20 protein-coding genes and 2 pseudogenes are annotated in these 18,959 nt (G+C 63.0%); 10 read left to right on the top strand and 12 right to left on the bottom strand.

From position 1 onward, the window contains the following. Window positions 1–6: 6 nt before the first annotated feature. Genes truA through MESS4_RS01945 form a run of 5 tightly spaced genes read right to left on the bottom strand, consistent with a single transcriptional unit; the run spans window position 7 to window position 2,987 of the window. Window positions 7–771, bottom strand: a complete 765-nt coding sequence (gene truA / locus MESS4_RS01925) for a tRNA pseudouridine(38-40) synthase TruA (protein ID WP_006325815.1) — start codon at window positions 769–771, stop codon at window positions 7–9. 19 nt (window positions 772–790) lie between these two features. After that, window positions 791–1,297, bottom strand: a complete 507-nt coding sequence (locus MESS4_RS01930) for an N-acetyltransferase (protein WP_006325817.1) — start codon at window positions 1,295–1,297, stop codon at window positions 791–793. Beyond that, window positions 1,294–2,223 carry a methionyl-tRNA formyltransferase gene (fmt, locus tag MESS4_RS01935; RefSeq protein WP_198292713.1) on the bottom strand — a complete coding sequence of 310 codons (930 nt, stop codon included), beginning with the start codon at window positions 2,221–2,223 and terminating at the stop codon, window positions 1,294–1,296. Before fmt ends, MESS4_RS01930 begins: the two co-directional genes overlap by 4 nt. 42 nt (window positions 2,224–2,265) lie before the next feature. Then, window positions 2,266–2,691, bottom strand: coding sequence for a type II toxin-antitoxin system VapC family toxin (locus MESS4_RS01940; RefSeq protein ID WP_006325820.1), 426 nt, complete (start codon window positions 2,689–2,691; stop codon window positions 2,266–2,268). Continuing rightward, window positions 2,688–2,987, bottom strand: coding sequence for a hypothetical protein (locus tag MESS4_RS01945; protein ID WP_006325821.1), 300 nt, complete (start codon window positions 2,985–2,987; stop codon window positions 2,688–2,690). The genes MESS4_RS01940 and MESS4_RS01945 overlap by 4 nt, the downstream gene beginning before the upstream one ends. A gap of 136 nt (window positions 2,988–3,123) precedes the next feature. Between MESS4_RS01945 and MESS4_RS01950 the strand changes: the two genes are divergently transcribed. After that, window positions 3,124–3,381 (top strand): hypothetical protein, encoded by a 258-nt coding sequence (locus MESS4_RS01950; RefSeq protein ID WP_006325822.1) that lies wholly within the window; start codon window positions 3,124–3,126, stop codon window positions 3,379–3,381. 3 nt (window positions 3,382–3,384) lie between these two features. Here MESS4_RS01950 and def read toward each other — a convergent pair whose 3' ends face one another. After that, complete coding sequence (def, locus tag MESS4_RS01955) at window positions 3,385–3,930, bottom strand: peptide deformylase (RefSeq protein ID WP_006325824.1); 546 nt, start codon at window positions 3,928–3,930, stop codon at window positions 3,385–3,387. A gap of 122 nt (window positions 3,931–4,052) precedes the next feature. On the opposite strand from def, the gene MESS4_RS01960 reads away from it, so the two are divergent. Next, window positions 4,053–5,324 carry a DNA recombination protein RmuC gene (locus tag MESS4_RS01960; protein WP_006325831.1) on the top strand — a complete coding sequence of 424 codons (1,272 nt, stop codon included), beginning with the start codon at window positions 4,053–4,055 and terminating at the stop codon, window positions 5,322–5,324. Between the two features lie 33 nt (window positions 5,325–5,357). Here MESS4_RS01960 and MESS4_RS01965 read toward each other — a convergent pair. From MESS4_RS01965 to MESS4_RS01975, 3 genes and pseudogenes are all read right to left on the bottom strand, one after another. Next, window positions 5,358–5,755 (bottom strand): annotated as a pseudogene (locus tag MESS4_RS01965) (GFA family protein). 28 nt (window positions 5,756–5,783) lie between these two features. Beyond that, a pseudogene (locus MESS4_RS01970) lies at window positions 5,784–6,757 on the bottom strand (cation diffusion facilitator family transporter). Window positions 6,758–6,868: 111 nt separating this feature from the next. Beyond that, window positions 6,869–7,675 (bottom strand): transglutaminase family protein, encoded by an 807-nt coding sequence (locus MESS4_RS01975; protein WP_006325839.1) that lies wholly within the window; start codon window positions 7,673–7,675, stop codon window positions 6,869–6,871. 212 nt (window positions 7,676–7,887) lie between these two features. Here MESS4_RS01975 and MESS4_RS34905 point away from each other — a divergent pair, with 212 nt between their 5' ends. Then, window positions 7,888–8,013, top strand: a complete 126-nt coding sequence (locus MESS4_RS34905) for a hypothetical protein (protein WP_006325846.1) — start codon at window positions 7,888–7,890, stop codon at window positions 8,011–8,013. A 314-nt stretch (window positions 8,014–8,327) separates the two neighbouring features. After that, the gene (gene sugE / locus MESS4_RS01980; protein ID WP_006325847.1) at window positions 8,328–8,642 is read left to right on the top strand and encodes a quaternary ammonium compound efflux SMR transporter SugE; all 315 of its coding nucleotides are present in this window, start codon (window positions 8,328–8,330) and stop codon (window positions 8,640–8,642) included. Window positions 8,643–8,723: 81 nt separating this feature from the next. On the opposite strand, the gene MESS4_RS01985 is transcribed toward sugE, so the two are convergent. Beyond that, on the bottom strand, window positions 8,724–9,152 hold the full coding sequence (locus MESS4_RS01985) for a DUF6481 family protein (protein WP_006325849.1): 429 nt from the start codon (window positions 9,150–9,152) through the stop codon (window positions 8,724–8,726). Window positions 9,153–9,491: 339 nt separating this feature from the next. Here MESS4_RS01985 and MESS4_RS01990 point away from each other — a divergent pair, with 339 nt between their 5' ends. From MESS4_RS01990 to MESS4_RS02000, 3 genes are all read left to right on the top strand, one after another. Next, entirely contained in the window at window positions 9,492–10,553 is a 1,062-nt protein-coding gene (locus tag MESS4_RS01990) for an LLM class flavin-dependent oxidoreductase (RefSeq protein WP_006325850.1), read from the top strand. Window positions 10,554–10,729: 176 nt separating this feature from the next. Continuing rightward, a complete protein-coding gene (locus MESS4_RS01995; protein ID WP_006325852.1) occupies window positions 10,730–11,899 on the top strand; it encodes an AI-2E family transporter in 1,170 nt (389 codons plus the stop codon). Between the two features lie 124 nt (window positions 11,900–12,023). Next, complete coding sequence (locus MESS4_RS02000) at window positions 12,024–13,025, top strand: LLM class flavin-dependent oxidoreductase (RefSeq protein ID WP_006325854.1); 1,002 nt, start codon at window positions 12,024–12,026, stop codon at window positions 13,023–13,025. A gap of 31 nt (window positions 13,026–13,056) precedes the next feature. Here MESS4_RS02000 and MESS4_RS02005 read toward each other — a convergent pair whose 3' ends face one another. Beyond that, window positions 13,057–14,076, bottom strand: coding sequence for a LacI family DNA-binding transcriptional regulator (locus MESS4_RS02005; protein WP_006325856.1), 1,020 nt, complete (start codon window positions 14,074–14,076; stop codon window positions 13,057–13,059). 219 nt (window positions 14,077–14,295) lie between these two features. Here MESS4_RS02005 and MESS4_RS02010 point away from each other — a divergent pair, with 219 nt between their 5' ends. From MESS4_RS02010 to MESS4_RS02020, 3 genes are read left to right on the top strand one after another with little or no spacing between them, the layout of a single operon-like run. Beyond that, complete coding sequence (locus MESS4_RS02010) at window positions 14,296–15,882, top strand: sugar ABC transporter ATP-binding protein (RefSeq protein WP_036240439.1); 1,587 nt, start codon at window positions 14,296–14,298, stop codon at window positions 15,880–15,882. Continuing rightward, window positions 15,879–17,210: an ABC transporter permease gene (locus MESS4_RS02015; protein WP_006325864.1), complete on the top strand. Its 1,332-nt coding sequence runs from the start codon at window positions 15,879–15,881 to the stop codon at window positions 17,208–17,210. Before MESS4_RS02010 ends, MESS4_RS02015 begins: the two co-directional genes overlap by 4 nt. Beyond that, window positions 17,207–18,175 carry a substrate-binding domain-containing protein gene (locus MESS4_RS02020; protein WP_036240440.1) on the top strand — a complete coding sequence of 323 codons (969 nt, stop codon included), beginning with the start codon at window positions 17,207–17,209 and terminating at the stop codon, window positions 18,173–18,175. The genes MESS4_RS02015 and MESS4_RS02020 overlap by 4 nt, the downstream gene beginning before the upstream one ends. Window positions 18,176–18,432: 257 nt before the next feature. On the opposite strand, the gene MESS4_RS02025 is transcribed toward MESS4_RS02020, so the two are convergent. Continuing rightward, complete coding sequence (locus tag MESS4_RS02025) at window positions 18,433–18,891, bottom strand: MarR family transcriptional regulator (protein WP_006325868.1); 459 nt, start codon at window positions 18,889–18,891, stop codon at window positions 18,433–18,435. Window positions 18,892–18,959: the final 68 nt, after the last annotated feature.

Below are 18,959 nucleotides of genomic sequence, written 5' to 3' on the forward strand. Positions count from 1 at the left end.
GCGTATCTAGCGTCCTCCGGGCGCCTGTGGATAGTCGACGCCGACGAGGAAAAGTCCGTCGGGCGGCGCCACCTGGCCGCAGGCGGCGCGATCGCGCGCATCGAGCGCCGCCCTAAGGTCGGCAATGGTCCAGCCGCCTTCGCCGACGCGTTTCAGCGAGCCGACCATCGAGCGCACCTGATTGTGCAGGAAGGACCGCGCCGAGGCCTTCACTTCGATCAGGTCGCCCGAGCGGCTGACATCCAGCCGATCGAGCGTCCGCACCGGGCTGTCTGCCTGGCATTGGGTCGAGCGGAAGGTGGTGAAGTCATGCGGCCCCAGGAGCAGCTTTGCCGCCTCGTGCATGGCGGCGGCGTCGAGACGCTTCGGCACCCACCAGACCTTGCCCTTCTCCAAAGCCGCCGGCGCACGCCGGTTGACGATGCGATAGAGATAGTGGCGGCCGGTCGCCGAGAAACGCGCGTCGAAACCGTCGGCGACGGCGGCCGCCTTCAGGACGGCAATGCATGCCCCGGCGGCCTGCAGATGGGCGTTGACGGCATCGCGCACCTTGTCGTCAGGCCATGCCTTGGCGAGATCGACATGGGCCACCTGGCCGGTCGCATGGACGCCGGCATCGGTACGGCCGGCGCCGCGCAACGAGACCTCCTGGCCGCAGAATTTTTCGATCGCCTGTTCGATCGCCTGCTGCACCGAAGGCTGGTCTGCCTGGCGTTGCCAACCGGCATAGAGGCTGCCGTCATATTCGATGTCGAGGCGAAAACGCGGCATGCCTGTCGTTGCGGCTCGCCTAGGCGGCGAGCGCGGTGAAGGCCGAAGCGTAGACCAGCTTACCGGCCTCGGGCGCCTCGCCCCAGGCCAGCGCCTGCAGCGCCTCGCCCTGGTATTCGCTTTCGAAGTTTTCGGCGCGCGTGTGATTGTAGCCGAAGCGGCCGTAATAGGCGGGGTCGCCGAGCACCATGGCAAGCGTTTCGCCGGCGTCCTTCAGGCGGATATGCGCCTCGCGGATCAACGCGCCGCCGATGCCGGTGCCATGGAAGGACGGTTCGACCGCCAGGGGCGCCAATGCCACCGCCGGGAAGCTCTTGCCGCCGTTCTGCACGAAAAGCCTGGAAAACAGGATATGGCCGACCACCTGCCCGTCTTCGTCCGCCACCAGCTCGACGACGGCATCGCCGCCGGTGACCAGCGCGTCGACCAGCCCGGCTTCCGCCTGCTGACCGAATGCATGTTCCTCGACGAGGCGGATCGCCTCGCGGTCCCGCGGCGTCGCCGCGCGTATCGACATCATGCTCATGAGAATTTCATTCCTTTTTCGAATTTGGCTCCGCGCAGAAACTCCTGCGCGCTGGCAGGCCTTCCGCCCGCCCGTTGAACTTCGACCAGCCTGATTGCGCCCGACCCGCAGGCGACCGTCAGCCGGTCGTCGAGAATTCCTCCCGGCTCGCCGGCGCCTTGCACAAGCGTCGAGCGAAGCAGTTTCAGCCGCTCCACGCGGCCGCCAATTCCGGTCTCGCACCATGCGCCGGGAAAGGGCGACAGGCCGCGAATATGGTTGTGGACCTCGCCAGCAGGCCGCGTCCAGTCCACGCGGGTCTCCGCTTTATCGATCTTTTTGGCGTAGGTCACCCCTTCTGTCGCCTGTGTGGTAAATGTCAGGGTGTTTCCTGCCAGCCGCGCCAGCGCGTCCACCATCAGCGCCGCACCCATGCCCATCAGCCGGTCATGCAGGTCGCCGGCCGTCATATCGGGTTCGATGGCGCATTTTTCAACCATCGCCACCGGGCCGGTGTCCAGGCCTTCCTCCATCCGCATCACCATCATGCCCGTTTCGGCATCGCCGGCCATGATGGCGCGCTGGATGGGCGCGGCACCGCGCCAGCGCGGCAGCAGCGACGCGTGACCATTGAGGCAGCCGAGCCGCGGCGCCTCCAGAATGGGTCTTGGCAACAGCAAACCATAGGCGACGACCACGGCGACATCGGCCCGCAGCGCGCGGAACGCGTCCTGCTCGGCCCTGCCTTTCAGCGATACCGGCGTCCGTACCGCAATGCCCAGGCGCTCGGCTTCGCGCTGCACCGGCGACGGCGTCAGTTCCAGTCCACGCCGGCCGGCGGCGCGCGGCGGCTGCGTGTAGACGGCCATAATCTCGTGCCCGGCCTCGGCGATCGCGCGCAGTGTCGGCACGGAAAATTCGGGCGTACCCATGAAGATGACGCGCAGGGGCATTTTTTCCTTGGCCTCTGCCTGCCCCGTCAAGTCGGCTCAGGCACCCGCTTCAAACGGGTTTACGAGCTTCAGGTCAAGCCCGTCGAAGTCTCTGATATTGCGGGTTGCAAGCGTGGCGTCATGTGTCAGACAGATTGCGGCGATCATCGCGTCAGGGAGGCTGATCGGGCGGCCAATCTTTTCCCTCATAGCCCGGAGCCTGCCGGCGAGGCGGGGGATGGAGCCAGAAAATTCAACGATACGACCGGAAAACTGCCTCGTTATCAGGTTATCAAGAGCGCGAACGTGACGATCGGAGCCGGTTTTGTTCAAGAACGTTTCGGCGCCGAAGGATTGCTCCACAACGACAGGGCCACATAGATAAAGATCGAGCAGATCCTGTGTGCGAAACCATTCGACCACATTGGGGTCAGGTATCGTTCTGCTCGCCTCGTAAACGACGTTGGTATCGAGGAAGATCACTCGAAATCCTCTTTAGGACGGCCAAAGTCGCGTTTCCTCTCCGCTTCGATTTCGCCCATTATTTCAGCAAACTCGTTGCCAATTGCGCTTTCGTCTGCAAATGCGGAACGAATGCTGTCCCATGCCGACAGGTTAGGTTCTAACCTTGCCTCGTTTTCTGCAATCATACCTTTCCATAGCAGATCGATGGCTTTGCCCGACAAGCTCTGGCCAACTTTCCGGGCAGCCTGCTCGATTTCGCGTTTTAGGGGCTCGGGAACATTTCTGATTAGCATATCGCCCACGATGGCCTCCATGATTGATATCAAGATATCGGGCCGAGGGAGCTTGCTCAACAGGATTTTTTAGCCTGATGATTTGCTAGTTATTAACTAAATTCAAATACGTTGGGCATACGATTCGGGCCACTTAGCCTCCGAGGAGCTGTTCATAATGCTGACCCGTCAAAAGCCCTTTGGAAGACGCCGTGCGCCAATCGCTGAGTTCAAATCGCTTGAAGAAGAATACATGCAAGGTGAGTTGTCGAAACGAAGTGAGCGAGCTTTTGCGGTTTATCTCACTCCACTGTTTGCGGTAGCTGTTGTTATAATTCTTATATTCTCGCCAGAGTCTCGCGCGCTTGCACTGGAAATCGGTGCAAAATCGTTCGAGTTCGGCAAGGACTGGATTTTGCGGGGGCCGCTTAAATAACTTCTAGCCCACCAGCTTGCCTGCCGCCTTGTTGCCTGGCGCCTTGTCCTTGGCGAGCTTCCTGAACTTCTTCACCACCATGTCGCGCTTCAGCTTCGAGATGTGGTCGATGAACAGAACGCCGTTGAGATGGTCGATCTCATGCTGCAGGCAGGTCGCCATCAGCCCCTCGGCCTCGATCTCCTGCAATTTGCCGTCGCGATCGAGATATTTCACGCGGACTGCGGCAGGACGCTCTACCTCGGCATAGTAATCCGGGATCGACAGGCAGCCTTCCTCGTAGACCGAGCGTGCGTCGGCGCTTTCCAAGATTTCCGGATTGATGAAGACATGCGGCGCTGGCGTCTCGTCCTCCTTGGCAAGATCGATGACCAGCATGCGCAGCGGTTCGCCGATCTGAATTGCCGCCAGCCCGATGCCTGGCGCGTCGTACATGGTGTCCAGCATGTCGCCGGCCAGTTTGCGCAAAGAGGCGTCGACGCGCTCGACGGGTTTCGAAACCTGGCGCAGAACGGGATCGGGAAGGATGATGAGCGGCTTGATCGACATGGCGTCTCACCTAAGACGTCATACGAAAAGCGTCAACCGGGGCGAAAAGCGTCAACCGGGGCGGTTTGGGCTCGTTCACGTTTTGATCTGTGCCTGCGGGCCGAATCATCTATGCTGGCCGCATGAATGACCTGACATCAATCCTATCCGAACCCGTTGCCCGGCTCGGCGCCACCACGATCACGCTCGGCCACGCCCTGGCGTTCGGCGCGGTCCTGTTTCTTGCCCTGTTCCTGGCACTGGTCGTGGCGCTGTGGCGGTCGGCCAAGGCGCGTGCGGTGGCAGCCGCGGAAGCCGCCGACCACGCCCGCGACGCCGAGGCGCGGATGGCCGGCATCTTGGCAAGCCAGGCCGAAATGCAAGGCCGCATGGGCGCCATCGCCGAAGTGTTCGGAGCGCGGCAGGCGGAACTCACGCAGTCGATCGGCCAGCGGCTCGACGCTATGACCGGCCGGCTCGGCCAGACCATGACCGAGCAGACCAAATCGACGCATGAGAGCCTTGCCAAGCTGCAGGAGCGGCTGGCGGTCATCGATACGGCGCAAGGCAACATCCAGTCGCTCGCCGGTCAGGTCGTGCAGCTGCAGGCGATCCTTTCCAACAAGCAGACGCGTGGCGCTTTCGGCCAATCGCGCATGGAGGCGATCGTCGCCGACGGCCTGCCGCATGGCGCCTACGAATTCCAGTCGACCTTGTCGAATGGCAGCCGGCCAGACTGCCTGGTCAAGATGCCGAACGGCGCGCCCGCGCTTGCCATCGACGCAAAGTTTCCGCTCGAAGCCTGGAACGCCATCCGCGCCGCCGACGGCGCCGATTTGCAGAAGGTCGCCGCGCAAGCATTCCGCCGCGACATCGAGATCCATGTCCGCGATATATCAGAAAAATACCTGATCCAGGGCGAGACGCAGGACAACGCCTTCATGTTCGTGCCATCGGAATCGGTGTTCGCCGAGATCCACGAGAATTTCGAGGCAGTGGTGCAAAAGGCGCACCGCGCCCGCGTCATCATCGTCTCGCCGTCACTGCTGATGCTGTCGATCCAGGTCATACAGGCGATCCTCAAGGATGCGCGCATGCGCGAGCAGGCGCATCTGATCCAAGGCGAAGTCGTCCGGCTGATGGAGGATGTTGCACGTGTCGACGACCGGGTGCGCCGGCTGCAGACGCATTTTACCCAGTCGACCAAGGATATCGACGATATACTGGTCTCGACCTCGAAGGTGACCAAGCGCGGCCAGAAGATCGAAGCGCTGGAGTTTGGCGGGCAAGCCGATGGCGATGCCGGCCAAGACGCAGCATCACGGGCTCCCGCCTCGAAGGTGGAACCAGGCCCGCGTGTCGCCGATTCGAAAACCGGGCAGCTCAGGCTGAGGGTTGTCGAAGGTGACGATTGAGAGCCATGCCGGATACTTGCGCCCGATCCAGGGCTACTGCTCCTCCACGATCCTCGTGCCTTCGAATTCCGGCAGCCAGTGCAGCGCCGAGCGATGCCAATACTGGGCTCTCGGAACCAGTTGTTCACGCTGGCGCGCCGTGCCGACCCTGATGCCGTAGACCTTCGGCCCATCGCCGACCGACGTCGCGTAGAGATGCGAGCCGCACTCGCCGCAAAAACCCTGCGCCCGCTTGGCGCCGTTCGCCCCGGTCTTGATGTAGACCTTCGGCGTGCCTTTGGTGATCCTGTAGCTGTCCTCTGGCACTCGTACCGACACGCGAAAGGCCGTGCCGGTCAGTTGCTGGCAATCGGGCAGATCGAGACTTTTTCCGGATCGACCTCGGCCTCGTAGGTGATGGCGCCACAATGGCAGCCGCCGTCGACTTTCATTGTCGCTTCTCCTTGCCTCACCGGCATTTTAGCCGGCACGATCCGGCTCGTCCCCTGACACAGCTTCAACAATCTTGCGCCGCTGCTCCCAGGTACCGGTCGTCCGCGGCTTGACGAACAGCCGGGCGATCTCCGGCATCTTTCTTCAGCCTGGCCTCGATGCGTTCGACGCAGGCCTCGATCTCGGGCGCAGCCATATGATCCTCGAACTCGATGCTCAAGGCGGCAACGATCTCTTCCGGTCCCATATGCAGCGTCAGTACGCCGTTCGCGCGCTGCACCGCCGGGTCCTGCTGGGCGATGGCCAGCACCTTCTTCTGCGCTTCAGGCGACGCCGGCTCGCCCAAGAGCAGGCCCATGCTCTCGCGCGTCAGGAAGATCGCGGTCGCGCCGAGAATGAGCCCGATGCCGATCGAGGCGGCGCCGTCGAGTTGCGGCATCTCCAACACCTCCGCCGCTAATATGCCGGCAAAGGCGACGATCAGGCCGAGAAGTGCGGCACTGTCCTCGAACAGGACGGTGTAGACGCTTGGATCCTTGCTCGATTGCACGGCCCGCAGCCAGCCCTGTTTACCCTTCTGCTTGCGGAACTCCCTCAGCGCCACCCACCACGAACTGCCTTCGAACAGGAAGGCCAGGCCAAGCACGATATGGTTGACCTTGACGTTGGCGACCGGCTCGGGCGCCACGATGTGGATGACGCCTTCGTAGAACGACACGCCGGCCCCAAGCGCAAAGACGAGAAGGGCGACGATGAAGCTCCGGAAATACAGCTCACGGCCATGACCGAGCGGATGCGTGCGGTCCGGCGGGCGGGCGGCGCGGTGCATGCCGTAGAGCAGGAGCCCGCCATTGCCGGTGCCGACAAGCGAGTGCACGCCTTCCGACAGCATCGCCGAGCTGCCGGTGAAGAATGCGGCGGCGAATTTGGTCAGCGCGATCGCCAGATTGCCGGCGAGCGCAGCATAGATGACCTTTTTTCGATCCGCCATGCGCCGCCATGGTGTGTTGCCTTGTTCGATGCTCGGAGCTTAGCGAAGCATCCGTCTAAGCTCCACAGCCATTCATAGCGCACGAACTGTCCAGCCGTTCAGGGTGCGGCGTCTGTACCGGCTAGACGATCTCGTCGGTCCAAACCTTGAAGCCGGCGAGCGTGCCCGGTCCGAAAATGTGGGTCAGCGGCACATCGGCCGCATCGCGGCCGGAAGCGATCAGGATACGGCCAATGCGTGGAGCATTGTTGCGCGGATCGAACGCGTGCCAGCGGCCGCCGAGATAGACTTCCATCCAGGCGGCGAAATCCATGGCCGCCCACGGCTTCGGCAGGCCGATGTCGCTGATGTAGCCGGTACAGTAGCGGGTCGGGATGTTGAGCGCCCGACAGAAGGCGACTGCGAGGTGGGCAAAGTCGCGGCAGACGCCGCTCTGCTCACGATAGGCTTCGGCCGCGGTGCGCGTCGGCCGCGCATTGCCGTAGTTGAAGACGATGTGGTTGTGGACGAAGTCGCAGACTGCCTGGACGCGCGGGATGCCTAGCGATGTATGGCCAAACAGCCGCCACGCGTCGCTTGCCAGCAGATCGCTTTCGCAAAAGCGGCTGGGCAGCAGGAACAGCAGCGTGTCCGAGGGCAGATCGCGCACCTCGTGCTGCCAGGCCATCAGGTCGCCCATCTCGAAAGTGCCGGGGTCGCGGATCACCGCGTCGGTACCGAATGAGAAGCGTCCGGGCGGCGCGACAAGACGATTGCACCAGTTGCCGAAGCTGTCGCGATAGCTTTCGATCGGTACCGGTGGATTGGAGGTCAGGAAATCCGGCCGTTCGAGATCGGATGCCCTGGAATAGTGGACGTTGAGCATCGCGATCAGCGGCGTTTCCTGCGGGAAGTCGAAACTCATCTCGCAGCCGATGTGGATTCGCATTGTCGTCCTGACCGGCCTGCCTGATCGTCATCCGGAGAAAGCCGGATTGATGCTGCAGTGCAAGGAAGACCATGGCATGGACCGGAACCGTTGACGAGGAAAATAGAAAAGGCGTTGACAGCCCCTCAACTGGCGCACCGGGGCGCAACAGCCCCTTGCGGTCGGGCCAATCTCTTGTTTCACTTCGCCCGCCACCATTGGAGGAACGAATCATGGCTAAAGGTGCGATGAAGGCGGGCAAGGAAGCCCGCAAGCCGAAGAAGGACGCGAAGAAGCCCGTAGCGACCCCGGCGCTCAAGGCGCCGCCGGTCAAGGCGACGAGGCTCAAGGACAAATAGGTCCGGTCATTCCGTTTCGGGACGGATCGCGACCGGTGACATCGTCGTGGTGATCCTGACTGGCTATCTTGGTAAGAACTCCGAGTTGGTCAGCCTCCTTCGGATGCTTGTTGGCGCAACCATAGGCGTCGCCATTGTCTGGCTGGTTTTGGGTGGGCCCAAAAGCTGTTGGGCCGATAATTCAAATTGAGATACTAGCTACCGATCGTGGCTGTTGATCGGGCGCCCGAAATCCCTACATTGGTGTGGCGGGGACGACCTCGCGCCTCCCAATAAATCCGTCGGGACGACCCGCTACTCAATGGAGCGTTCCGATGTCGTGGACTTTTCTTTTCCTTGCCGGTCTGTTCGAGATCGGCTGGGCGATCGGCCTTAAATACACTGATGGCTTCTCGAAGCCGCTACCGACCATCCTGACCGTCGCCTCGATGATCGTCAGCCTGGGCTTGCTCGGCTTGGCGCTGAAGGCATTGCCCGTCGGCACCGCCTATGCGGTGTGGACAGGCATCGGGACGGTCGGCACGGCGCTGCTCGGCATCTGGTTGCTGGGCGAGCCCGCGACCGCGATCAGGCTGGGCTGCATCGCGCTGATCGTCTGCGGCATCATGGGGCTGAAGCTCGCGGCCTGAACATACCGAAGGACAAGCACGATCAGGGCCGCTGCAAAGCGACCCTGATCCTCGAAGCCGGTTGCTTCGGTAGCCTGAAGGCTAGCGGGCTGAAAAGCCCGGAGGCGTCCTGCCGGTGCGCTGCTTGCGCGCCGCATAACGTGCGTCGCGCTTGGCCTTGCGTTCGGCCTCGTCGGCAAGCAGACGAGCGATACGCTCGTTCTCTTCGGCTTCCCGAATCTTGGCCTCGGCCTGCGCTGCCTCTTCCGCGGCGATACGCGCCGCTTCGGCGGCTGCCTCGCGCTCGGCCTTTTCGGCCGCTTCACGCGCCAGCTTTTCCTGCTTCAGCCTGGCCTTCTCAGCCTCGCGTATCTCACGCGCCTCTAGGATCGCCTTGCGTTCGGCCTGTCTTGCCTGCACCGCAGGATCATCTGCCGCCGGTTTTGACTTGAAGCGCTCCAGAAGCGCCTTCTTTGCCTCGTTTGCGGCATTGCGCCGCTCGAAAATGTCTTTTTCCCTGTAGATAGCCAAGTCCACTTCCCTGAAGTCAATTTGCGAGGCTTACATACGCGCGAATACCGAGAGTTCAAGCGCCAAAACAGTATGCCAGCCATGAAATTGTGAGCTGTTGCAGTCGGGAGACGTTCCTTGCAACGGACATGCACTGTTCACAGTCGCCCCTCTGGCGGCGCGCCGGGCGGATCGCTACCTCTAGAGCCAGACCCATCCCGATAGGACCGGGATGGGTCTGGCTCTAGTTTTTTGTTTGGGCATGATCTTTTCCGAAAACCGGATTCCACTTTTTGCTGCGCTGACCTTCGGTTCGGGATCATGCTCTAACCGACAATCAAATCACCGGGATGACATCAAATGGAACTTGGTCTCTATACCTTCGCCGACGTCAGCCCGGAGCCGGGTCCCGGCGCCATCGGCCCGCATGAACGGCTGCGCAATTTGATCGAGGAAATCGAGCTGGCCGACCAGGTCGGCCTCGACGTCTTCGGGCTGGGCGAGCATCACCGCCCCGATTATGCCGCCTCGGCGCCGGTCGTCGCCCTGGCGGCGGCTGCCGAGCGCACCAGGCGCATCAAGCTGACCAGCGCCGTGACCGTACTATCTTCCGACGATCCGGTTCGCGTCTTCCAGCAGTTTGCGACACTCGACCTCTTGTCAGGCGGCCGCGCCGAAATCATGGCCGGGCGCGGCTCGTTCATCGAGTCCTTTCCGCTGTTCGGCTACAATCTCGAAGACTATGACGAGCTCTTTGCCGAAAAACTCGACCTGCTGCTCGCCATCCGCGATCATGTCAAGGTAACGTGGCCGGGCAGGCTGCGCGCGCCGATCAATGATCGCGGCGTCTATCCCCGGCCCCTCCAGGACAGATTGCCGATCTGGATCGCGATTGGCGGCACGCCGCAATCCGCCGCCCGCGCGGGCGTGCTCGGCCTGCCGCTGGCGCTGGCCATCATCGGTGGCGAGCCGGCCCGGTTCGCGCCGCTGTTCGACATCTACCGGGATGCGGCACGGCGGGCCGGCAACGACCTGGGAACGCTGGCCACCAGCCTCAACGTCCACGGCTTCATCGCCGAGACGACGGACAAGGCGGCGGACGATTTCTATGGGCCGCAGGCCGAGGTGATGAACCGCATCGGCCGCGAGCGCGGCTGGGGTCCGACATCGAGGGCACATTTCGACCAGTCGCGCGGCCCCAACGGCGCGCTGTTCGTCGGCAATCCCGAGCAGGTGGCCGACAAGATCATTGCCCAGCACAGGATATTCGGCAACGACCGTTTCCTGCTGCAGATGGCGATCGGCATCATGCCGCACGCCAAGGTCATGAAGGCGATCGAGCTCTACGGCACCAAAGTGGCGCCGATCGTGCGCAAGGAAACGGCGAAGGCCGTCCCCGCCGTGGCAGCGCCCGTCGCCTGATTCATCGGCAAGGCCCGATTCCCGAAGGCATGATTCCCGAAGGCATGACGCAAGATCTTCCCGACGGGATCGGCCATTCCATACCTTGCGTCATTGCCGGCTAACGGAACTTTGACGCGGCAAGGACGTTTTCGCCAAGGGAGCCGCTCGGATCGCGGTGTGCCCGAGGGGAAATGATGAAAGCCGAACCGACAGCTTCGGGCGCAGGCATTGCCGAAAGCCCGGATCCGCGTGTCGAGGCACGCGCCGATACGCGCCTGATGCGCTCGTTGCTCATCGGCATCTTCATCCTGATGGTCATCTACGCGCTCTACTTCGCCCGCGCCTTCTTCATGCCGGTCATCCTCGCTTTCCTGCTGGCGCTGACGCTGACGCCGATCGTCCGCTTTTTGCGCAAGCACGGCGTACCCGATGTGCTGTCGGCCAGCCTTCTGGTGTTTCTGTCGATCTGCATAGTTGCCAGCGCCGGCTATCTGCTGAGTGGCCCGGTCATCGACCTCATCAACAACACCTCGTCGATCGGCCAGCAGCTCACCGAACGCCTCGCACAACTGCGTCGCCCTTTTGAAAGGATCATGGAGATTTCGCGCCAGATCGAGGGGGTGACCCAGACGTCGCAGGAGCCGGGCGTCCAGAGGGTTACGCTGGCGCAATCCGGCATCCTCTCGCAGGCCGCCGGCAATGTGCTGTCGGCGGGCACAAGCATCACCATCGTCTTCGTGCTGTCGCTATTCCTGCTCGCCTCGGGCACGATGTTCTATGAGAAGATCATCCAGTCCTTTGCCAGCCTCCGCGAGAAGAAGCGGGCACTGCGCATCGTCTATGACGTCGAGCGCGAAATCTCGCATTATCTGCTCACCGTCACCGTCATCAATGCCGGCCTCGGCACGGTCATCGGCCTTGGCCTGTGGGCGCTCGGCATGCCCAACCCGCTGGTCTGGGGCGTGGCTGCGGCTTTGCTCAATTTCCTGCCCTATGTCGGGGCGCTGATGACCATAGTGCTTGTCACGGTCATGTCACTGATCAGCTTCGACACCATCTCCTATGCCCTGCTGGCGCCGGCCTTCGTGCTGTTGTGCGACATCGTCGAAGGACAATTCGTAACGCCAATGGTGGTCGGCCGCCGCCTCGAGATCAACGCGGTGGCGATCTTCATCGCCATCGCCTTCTGGTCCTGGCTATGGGGCTTCGTCGGCGCGCTGATGGCGGTGCCGCTGCTGGTCGTCATCAAGGTGTTCTGCGACCATTTCGACGGCCTCAGCCATGTCGGCAATTTCCTGGCGGCGCAGCATACGGCCGTGGTCGAAGAGGAAACTTCCTCTAAGGAAAAACTGGCGGGCGCATGATCCCGGAGACTGGAACCAGTCCTTGCGCGCGTCCATTTGGACGCGCGGCCTTCTATTCAATTTTTTGAATTTGCGGCCGTGGCGGTGGCTTCCTACATCCGATCCCTACACAGGATCCCCGCCTATGACCGCTCTTTCCGTTCTCGACCTGTCGCCGATCGTCGAAGGCAGCAACGCTTCGCAATCGCTCGCCAATTCGCTCGATCTCGCTCGCCATGCCGAGCGGCTGGGTTATAAGCGCTACTGGCTGGCCGAGCATCACAACATGCCGGGCATCGCCAGCGCCGCCACTTCGGTCGTCATCGCCCACGTCGCCGGCGGCACCAAAACGATACGCGTCGGCGCCGGCGGCATCATGCTGCCCAACCATTCGCCGCTGGTCATCGCCGAGCAATTCGGCACGCTGGCCGCGTTGCATCCGGGCCGCATCGACCTTGGGCTCGGCCGCGCCCCCGGCACCGACATGGCGACGGCGCGCGCATTGCGCCGCAACCTCGATGCCGGCGTCGATAATTTCCCGCAGGATGTCGTCGAGCTGATGGGTTATTTCCAGCCGGCCGAGGAGGGCCAGCGCATCCGTGCCGTGCCCGGCGAGGGCGAACAGGTGCCGATCTGGATCCTGGGCTCCAGCCTCTATGGCGCGCAACTTGCCGCCCTGCTCGGCCTGCCCTACGCCTTCGCCTCGCATTTCGCTCCGGCCGAACTCGACCATGCGCTGGAGATCTATCGCTCGCGCTTCCAGCCGTCGGAACAGCTCGACAAGCCCTATGTGATGCTTGGCCTCAACGTCTTTGCCGCGCCCACCGACGCCGAGGCGCGGCTGTCGTTCACCTCGCTGCAGCAGGCCTTCGTCAACCTGCGCACCGGACGCGCCGGCCGCTTGCCGCCGCCGGTCGAAGATTACGAACGCGACCTCGACCCGATGGCCAAGACCATGCTTGGCCAGGCGCTGTCCTGCGCGGTCGTCGGCGCCCCAGAGACGATCAGGCAAGGCATCGACGCTTTCGTACGCCGCACCGGCGCCGACGAGCTGATGGTCACCGCGCAGATTTTCGACCATGGCGCGCGGTTGCGCTCCTTCGAGATTCTGGCGGAAGCCCACAGATCCCTTTCGCAAGCGGCCTGACCTTCTTTCTTATTTTGGTGCATGACATGCATCAGGCGCTGACGCTTTGCGCGACCGCTCCCAGCGGCCGGCATGAATTGCGGATCATCAGGCGGCCCTTGAGCGTCAACTTGCGTGGCGGCGCGTCCCTGTTGCCGGCGAGCCGGTCGAGCAGCAGGTTGGCCGCCTGTTCGCCAATTGCCTGCACCGGCTGGGAGACCGTGGTCAGCTGCGGCTGGAATACATCCGACCAGGGGAAATCGTCGAAACAGGCGACCGAAATATCCTGCGGGCAGGACAGCCCGATATCGCGGATCGCCTTCATGGTGCCGATCACCATCGGATTGTTGGCCGAGAAGATGGCACTGGGGCGGTCGTGCAGCGACAGCAGCTGCATCGTGGCATTGTAGCCGTCGACTTCGTGGAAATTGCCGAAACGCACGAGCTCGTTCTCGACCGGCAGGCCGGCAGCCTGAAGTGCCTCTCTATAGCCCGCCATACGGTCATGCATGGGCGAGATGTCGAACGATCCGGAGATGTAGCCGATGCGCCGGTGGCCGAGATCGATCAGATAGGTGATGGCGTCGAACACAGCGCGCTGATTGTCGAGCACGACGGCATCGGTATCGACGCCCTCGCAGACGCGGTCGAGCAGCACCACCGGCACATTGGCGTCGTCGACAATTCCTTTAAGAATCTGGCCGTCGCCGACGCGGGCGACGATCAACCCGTCGACCATGCGATCGAGCAGCAGCCTGATCTGGTCGTCCTGCGTGTTCAGATCCTCGTCCGTGCAGCACAGCATGACCGCGTAGCCGGCGCGGTCGAAGGCCTGCTGGATGACCGAAACGACATCGGTGAAGAACGGATTGGTGATGTGCGGAACGGTCAGCCCAATGGTGCGGGTCGTGCCCATCTTCAGGCTGCGGGCGATCGCGTTGCGCTTGTAGCCGATGTCGCGGATCGCCTGTTCGATGCGCTGGCTGAGCTCGGGACTGACGGTCGCGGTGCCGTTGATCAGCGCCGAGACGGTGGCCACCGAAACGCGCGCGGCTTCGGCCACATGCAGCATGGTCGGAGCCGTGGACTTTCGCTGCTTTTTTCGCCCTGACGCCGTCATTTTTCGAAACGTTTCGCCGCCCTTTGATTGTAATACCTACGGAATCTTGCGTAGTTGCGCAAGAATTGAAATGTATCATTCCCGCATCTTCAGATACCGGCTTGACACGATCGAAACGTTTAGATTAGCGTTCGGAAGGTTCGACGACGACGGAGGGAGGCCGTTCTTGTGATGGAGCACGCTAACCCCATCCCGTCCGGGGACGTTGCGGCGGCCGATCGTGCGGCTGTCGTCCTAAGCGCCGAGCATATCTCCAAGACGTTCGGCGGCATCGCCGCCCTTGTCGATGTCGACTTCGATCTGAAAAGCGGCGAGGTTCATGCGCTGATGGGGGAAAACGGCGCCGGCAAGTCGACGCTGATGAAGATCCTGTCCGGCGTCTACACCGACTATGACGGCACGGTTAACGTCGATGGCCACGCGGTGCGTTTTGCCGGCGTCCGCGACGCCGAGGACGCCGGCATCGCCATCATCCACCAGGAACTCAACCTGGTTCCCGAACTCAGCATTGCCGACAATATCTTCCTGGGGCGCGAGAAGCTGATCGCCGGGCTGGTCGTCGACCGCAAGGCAAGCAGCCGCGCCGCCGGCGCGTTGTTGCAGCGGCTCGGCATCGAGCTCAATCCGGAAGCGCGTGTCGGCGCCTTGCGCGTCGGCGAGCAGCAGCTGGTCGAAATCGCCAAGGCGCTGTCGATGTCGGCGCGCATCCTGATCATGGACGAGCCGACATCCGCCCTGTCTCCGGCGGAATGCCAGAGGCTGTTCAGGATCATCCGCCAGCTCGCCGACAGCGGCGTGGCGATCGTCTATATCTCGCACCGCATCGACGAGGTCATGCATCTGGCGAGCCGTGTCACCGTGTTTCGCGACGGACGCCACGTGCTGACCGAGGATATGGCAAGGCTCGACGAAAACGCCATCATTTCGGCGATGGTCGGGCGAGACCTGCTTGCCTCCTCGCAGCACGAACGCAGCACCAGCGGCAAGACGGTGCTCTCCGTCAGCGGCTTGTCGCTGTCGAAACCGGACCGCCACGGTTGGCGCACGGTGCTCGACGGCGTCAGCTTCGATCTTGCCGAAGGCGAAATCCTGGGCATAGGCGGGCTGCTGGGCTCTGGCCGCACCGAGATCCTGGAAACGATATTCGGGTCGAGCGGCGGGCGAGCCGGGGGCGATATCAGGCTCGACGACGAGCCGGTGGACATCCGCTCTCCGCGCGACGCCCGCAGGTTAGGCATCGCCCTGGTGACCGAGGACCGCAAGACGCAGGGCCTGCATCTCAAGGCATCGATCACCGACAATGTGGCGCTGCCGCTGGTCGGCGCGCTGGCGCGGTTCGGCCTTCGCTCGCTGGCCGCCGAGCAAGCCCTGGCGCGGCACGCCGTCAAGGCACTTGGCATTCGCTGCGAGACCATCGAGCAGCCGGCCGGCACACTGTCCGGCGGCAACCAGCAGAAAGTCGTCATCGGCAAATGGCTGGCGACCAGGCCGCGGGTGCTTTTGCTGGACGAGCCGACGCGCGGCATCGACGTCGGCGCCAAGCGGGAAATCTACGATCTCATCTTCAAGCTGGCGCGCGACGGCCTCGCCATCGCCGTCATCAGCTCGGAATTGCCGGAGCTTTTGCACCTTTCCGACCGCATCCTGGTCATGGCCGACGGCCGCCAGACCGGGATGCTCTCACGCGAACAGGCCACCGAGGAGGCGATCATGCGGCTTGCGGCACCACGCCGGACGATAGCGAGGCCCGCCGCATGAGCCTGTTGAGCCTGCTGTCCCGGACCAAGCTCTATTGGGGCCTGATCGCCATCTTCCTGATCGGCGTGCTCGGCTCGCCGATCAGTTCGAAGGGCAACAACATCTTTCTGTCCTACGGCAATCTGCTCGATGTGCTGCGCCAGGTGTCGACGACCGGCCTGATCGCCACCGGCATGACGGCGGTGATCATCACCGGCGGCATCGACCTTTCCGTCGGCTCGCTGATGGCGATCTGCACGGTGGTCGGCGCCATGCTGCTGACGGTGCCGGGCGTGACACCGGGCGTCGTGCTGGGCGTGCCGACCGTCGCCGTGGTGGCACTTTGCCTCGGCATCCTCGTCACCCGCTTCATCTTCCTGAACCTGGCGAAGTCGCGCGCCGGCCCGGAGGCCACGCGCGATGTCAGGCTGGACAGCGTCCGCGGGCTGGTCGCGCCCGGCATTGTCGGGGTGATCCTCTGCTGCCTCGCGCTGTGGTTCCTGCTGCCGCAGATAGACACGAAGTTCGGCGTACTCGGCGTGCTGCTGGTGGCGCCTTGCGTCGGCCTTTTGTTCGGCGCGCTCAATGGCTTCATCATCGTTGCCGGCCGGCTGCAGCCCTTCATCGTCACGCTGGCGATGATGGTGACGGCGCTGGGCATCGCAAGGCTGACCGCCGGCCAGAACAATGCGGTGCTGCCGGTCTATACCGGGTCGAACGCCACCGCCGATTTCGAGATACTGCGCTCGCTGGTGTTCGGCGTCATCCCGATGCCGGGCCTGTTCTTCCTCGGCGCGATCCTGATCTACGGCGCGGTGCTGCGCTTCACGCCGTTCGGCCGCTATGTCTACGCCATCGGCGGCAATGAAGAGGCGGCGCGGCTTTCCGGCATCGCCGCCGGCCGCGTCAAGATCGCCACCTACGCGGTGTCAGGGCTGCTGGCCGGCGTGGCGGCGGTGCTCTATGTCGCGCAATACAGGCAAGGCAAGCCGGATGCCGGCGCCGGGCTGGAGCTCGACGCCATTGCCGCGGTCGTCATCGGCGGCACCAGCCTGATGGGCGGGCGCGGCAGCCTTGTCGGCACATTCTGCGGCGTGCTGATCTTCGGGCTGCTGTCGAACATCTTGCAGCTCCACAACATCAATTCGAACCTTCAGCTCGTGCTGAAAGGGATGATCATCATCGGCACCGTGCTCGTGCAGGAGCGCAATGCCGCCGATCTTCTCTTCTATCTGCGCCTGCTGTTTGCCCCTTTGTGGGGCGGGCAGACGGCGCACAAGGAAACGGCCGCGGCAAAGCGACCGTCAAAAGAGACCCCGTCTCTAAATCTTGGAGGAAACAAGAAATGAAACGACGTGACATGCTGAAGCTTGCCGCCGTTGGCGCGGCACTGCTGACCACAACCGCCTTTTTGACCAGCGGCAACGCCTATGCGCAGGACAAGAAATGGAAGATCGGCTTCTCGCAGGTGACGACCATCGAACCCTGGCGCGCCCAGTTCAACAAGGACATCCTGGCCGAGGCCGCCAAGCATCCGGACGTCGAGCTGATCGTTACCGACGGCGAGGACAAGACCGAAAAGCAGGTTGCCGATGTCGAAAACCTGATCCGCCAGGAAGTCGACGCGTTGCTGGTGTCGCCGAAGGAATCGGCGGGGCTGACCGGCGTCGTGCAGCAGGCGGTCGACGCCAAGATCCCGGTCTTCGTGCTCGACCGCAATGTCGACACCCAGGACTACACGCAGTTCGTCGGCGGCGACAACAAGCTGATCGGCCGGGCCGCCGGCGAATATGCCGTCGAGCTTCTGGGCGGCAAGGGCAAGGCCGCCGGCAATGTCGTCGAGATCTGGGGCGGCATGGGCACCCAGCCGGCGCATGACAGGCATGACGGCTTCCTTGAAATCACCGGCAAGGAGCCGGGCATCAAAAACCTGCTCGACCAGCAGTCGGGCGACTGGAAGCAGGACCAAGCCTACAACATCATGGCGACCGCCTTGCGCAACAACGAGAAGATCGATCTCGTCTACGGTCACAATGACCCGATGGCCTACGGCGCCTATCTTGCCGCCAAGGATGCCGGCCGCGAGAAGGACATCAAGTTCATCGGCATTGACGGCCTGCCCAATGAAGGGGTGACCCTGGTCAACAATGGCGAGCTGACGGCGACCTTCACCTATGTGACGCCGGGTGCCGAAGGGCTGCGGCAGGCGATCAAGTTCCTGAACGGCGAGAAGGTCGAAAAGACCATCACCTTGCCGACGCAGAAGATCACCAAGGAGAATTCCGCGCAGATCCTGAAGGATAACGGCCTCTGAGGTATGCCAAAGACAAGCGCCGACCCTACAGGATGTGAGTTCCTCGCCCCCACGAGAGTGGGGGAGAGGTGGCTCGGCGAAGCGGAGACGGAGAGGGGGGAAGGCTCGACCTCTACATGAATTTCAGAGGGAGCTCGCCGGCGTGGCTGCCCCCTCTCCGTCCGCTTCGCGGCCACCTCTCCCCCATTTCATGGGGGCGAGGAACCCAAGCCTTGCCACGTCAGGCCATTCTCTCCTGGAGCCAGCATGCGCCGCCCTTACGCCAGCTTGGCCAAAAGCTTCATGAAGGTGGCGACCTCCTTGGGCGTGAGCGGCGCCAGTGTTTCCTCGGTGATGTCGCGGGCAAGAGGGATCAGGCGCTCGATTGCGTCGCGGCCTTCCGCGGTCAGATTGACCAGCAGACGCCGTTTGTCGACCTCATGCTTGGAAAGCTCGACCAGGCCACGCGCCTTCAGCCGGTCGATGACGCCTTTGACCGTTGCGGCATCCATGGCGATCAGCGTGCCGAGCTGATTCTGCGACGTCTCGCCGACGTCGCGCAATTTGGCCAGGGCGGCAAATTGCGGCGGCGTCAGATCGGCGATATGCGCGGCGAAGATCGAGACATGGCGCTGATGCGCCTTGCGAAGGATGAAGCCGACCTGCTCCTGCAGATGGTAATCGTTCTCCTCGGGCTCCTCGGCCTCGACCAGCTTGAGCAGGTTTTCCTCGCTCACGGCAGCCCGTCCCAAATGCGGCGCGGCTCATTCGCCACCGGCCCACCCTCATGAAAGTTCTCCTCGCG

Source organism: Mesorhizobium sp. STM 4661 (genome assembly GCF_000359125.1).
Lineage (GTDB): Bacteria > Pseudomonadota > Alphaproteobacteria > Rhizobiales > Rhizobiaceae > Mesorhizobium.

What these genes read in the sequence shown, in the direction of transcription:
- truA (WP_006325815.1), bottom strand. Translation starts at nt 771, where the DNA reads ATGCCGCGTTTTCGCCTCGACATCGAATATGACGGCAGCCTCTATGCC.
- MESS4_RS01930 (WP_006325817.1), bottom strand. Translation starts at nt 1,297, where the DNA reads ATGAGCATGATGTCGATACGCGCGGCGACGCCGCGGGACCGCGAGGCG.
- MESS4_RS01945 (WP_006325821.1), bottom strand. Translation starts at nt 2,987, where the DNA reads ATGGAGGCCATCGTGGGCGATATGCTAATCAGAAATGTTCCCGAGCCC.
- MESS4_RS01950 (WP_006325822.1), top strand. Translation starts at nt 3,124, where the DNA reads ATGCTGACCCGTCAAAAGCCCTTTGGAAGACGCCGTGCGCCAATCGCT.
- def (WP_006325824.1), bottom strand. Translation starts at nt 3,930, where the DNA reads ATGTCGATCAAGCCGCTCATCATCCTTCCCGATCCCGTTCTGCGCCAG.
- MESS4_RS01960 (WP_006325831.1), top strand. Translation starts at nt 4,053, where the DNA reads ATGAATGACCTGACATCAATCCTATCCGAACCCGTTGCCCGGCTCGGC.
- MESS4_RS01975 (WP_006325839.1), bottom strand. Translation starts at nt 7,675, where the DNA reads ATGCGAATCCACATCGGCTGCGAGATGAGTTTCGACTTCCCGCAGGAA.
- MESS4_RS34905 (WP_006325846.1), top strand. Translation starts at nt 7,888, where the DNA reads ATGGCTAAAGGTGCGATGAAGGCGGGCAAGGAAGCCCGCAAGCCGAAG.
- sugE (WP_006325847.1), top strand. Translation starts at nt 8,328, where the DNA reads ATGTCGTGGACTTTTCTTTTCCTTGCCGGTCTGTTCGAGATCGGCTGG.
- MESS4_RS01990 (WP_006325850.1), top strand. Translation starts at nt 9,492, where the DNA reads ATGGAACTTGGTCTCTATACCTTCGCCGACGTCAGCCCGGAGCCGGGT.
- MESS4_RS01995 (WP_006325852.1), top strand. Translation starts at nt 10,730, where the DNA reads ATGAAAGCCGAACCGACAGCTTCGGGCGCAGGCATTGCCGAAAGCCCG.
- MESS4_RS02000 (WP_006325854.1), top strand. Translation starts at nt 12,024, where the DNA reads ATGACCGCTCTTTCCGTTCTCGACCTGTCGCCGATCGTCGAAGGCAGC.
- MESS4_RS02005 (WP_006325856.1), bottom strand. Translation starts at nt 14,076, where the DNA reads ATGCTGCATGTGGCCGAAGCCGCGCGCGTTTCGGTGGCCACCGTCTCG.
- MESS4_RS02010 (WP_036240439.1), top strand. Translation starts at nt 14,296, where the DNA reads ATGGAGCACGCTAACCCCATCCCGTCCGGGGACGTTGCGGCGGCCGAT.
- MESS4_RS02015 (WP_006325864.1), top strand. Translation starts at nt 15,879, where the DNA reads ATGAGCCTGTTGAGCCTGCTGTCCCGGACCAAGCTCTATTGGGGCCTG.
- MESS4_RS02020 (WP_036240440.1), top strand. Translation starts at nt 17,207, where the DNA reads ATGAAACGACGTGACATGCTGAAGCTTGCCGCCGTTGGCGCGGCACTG.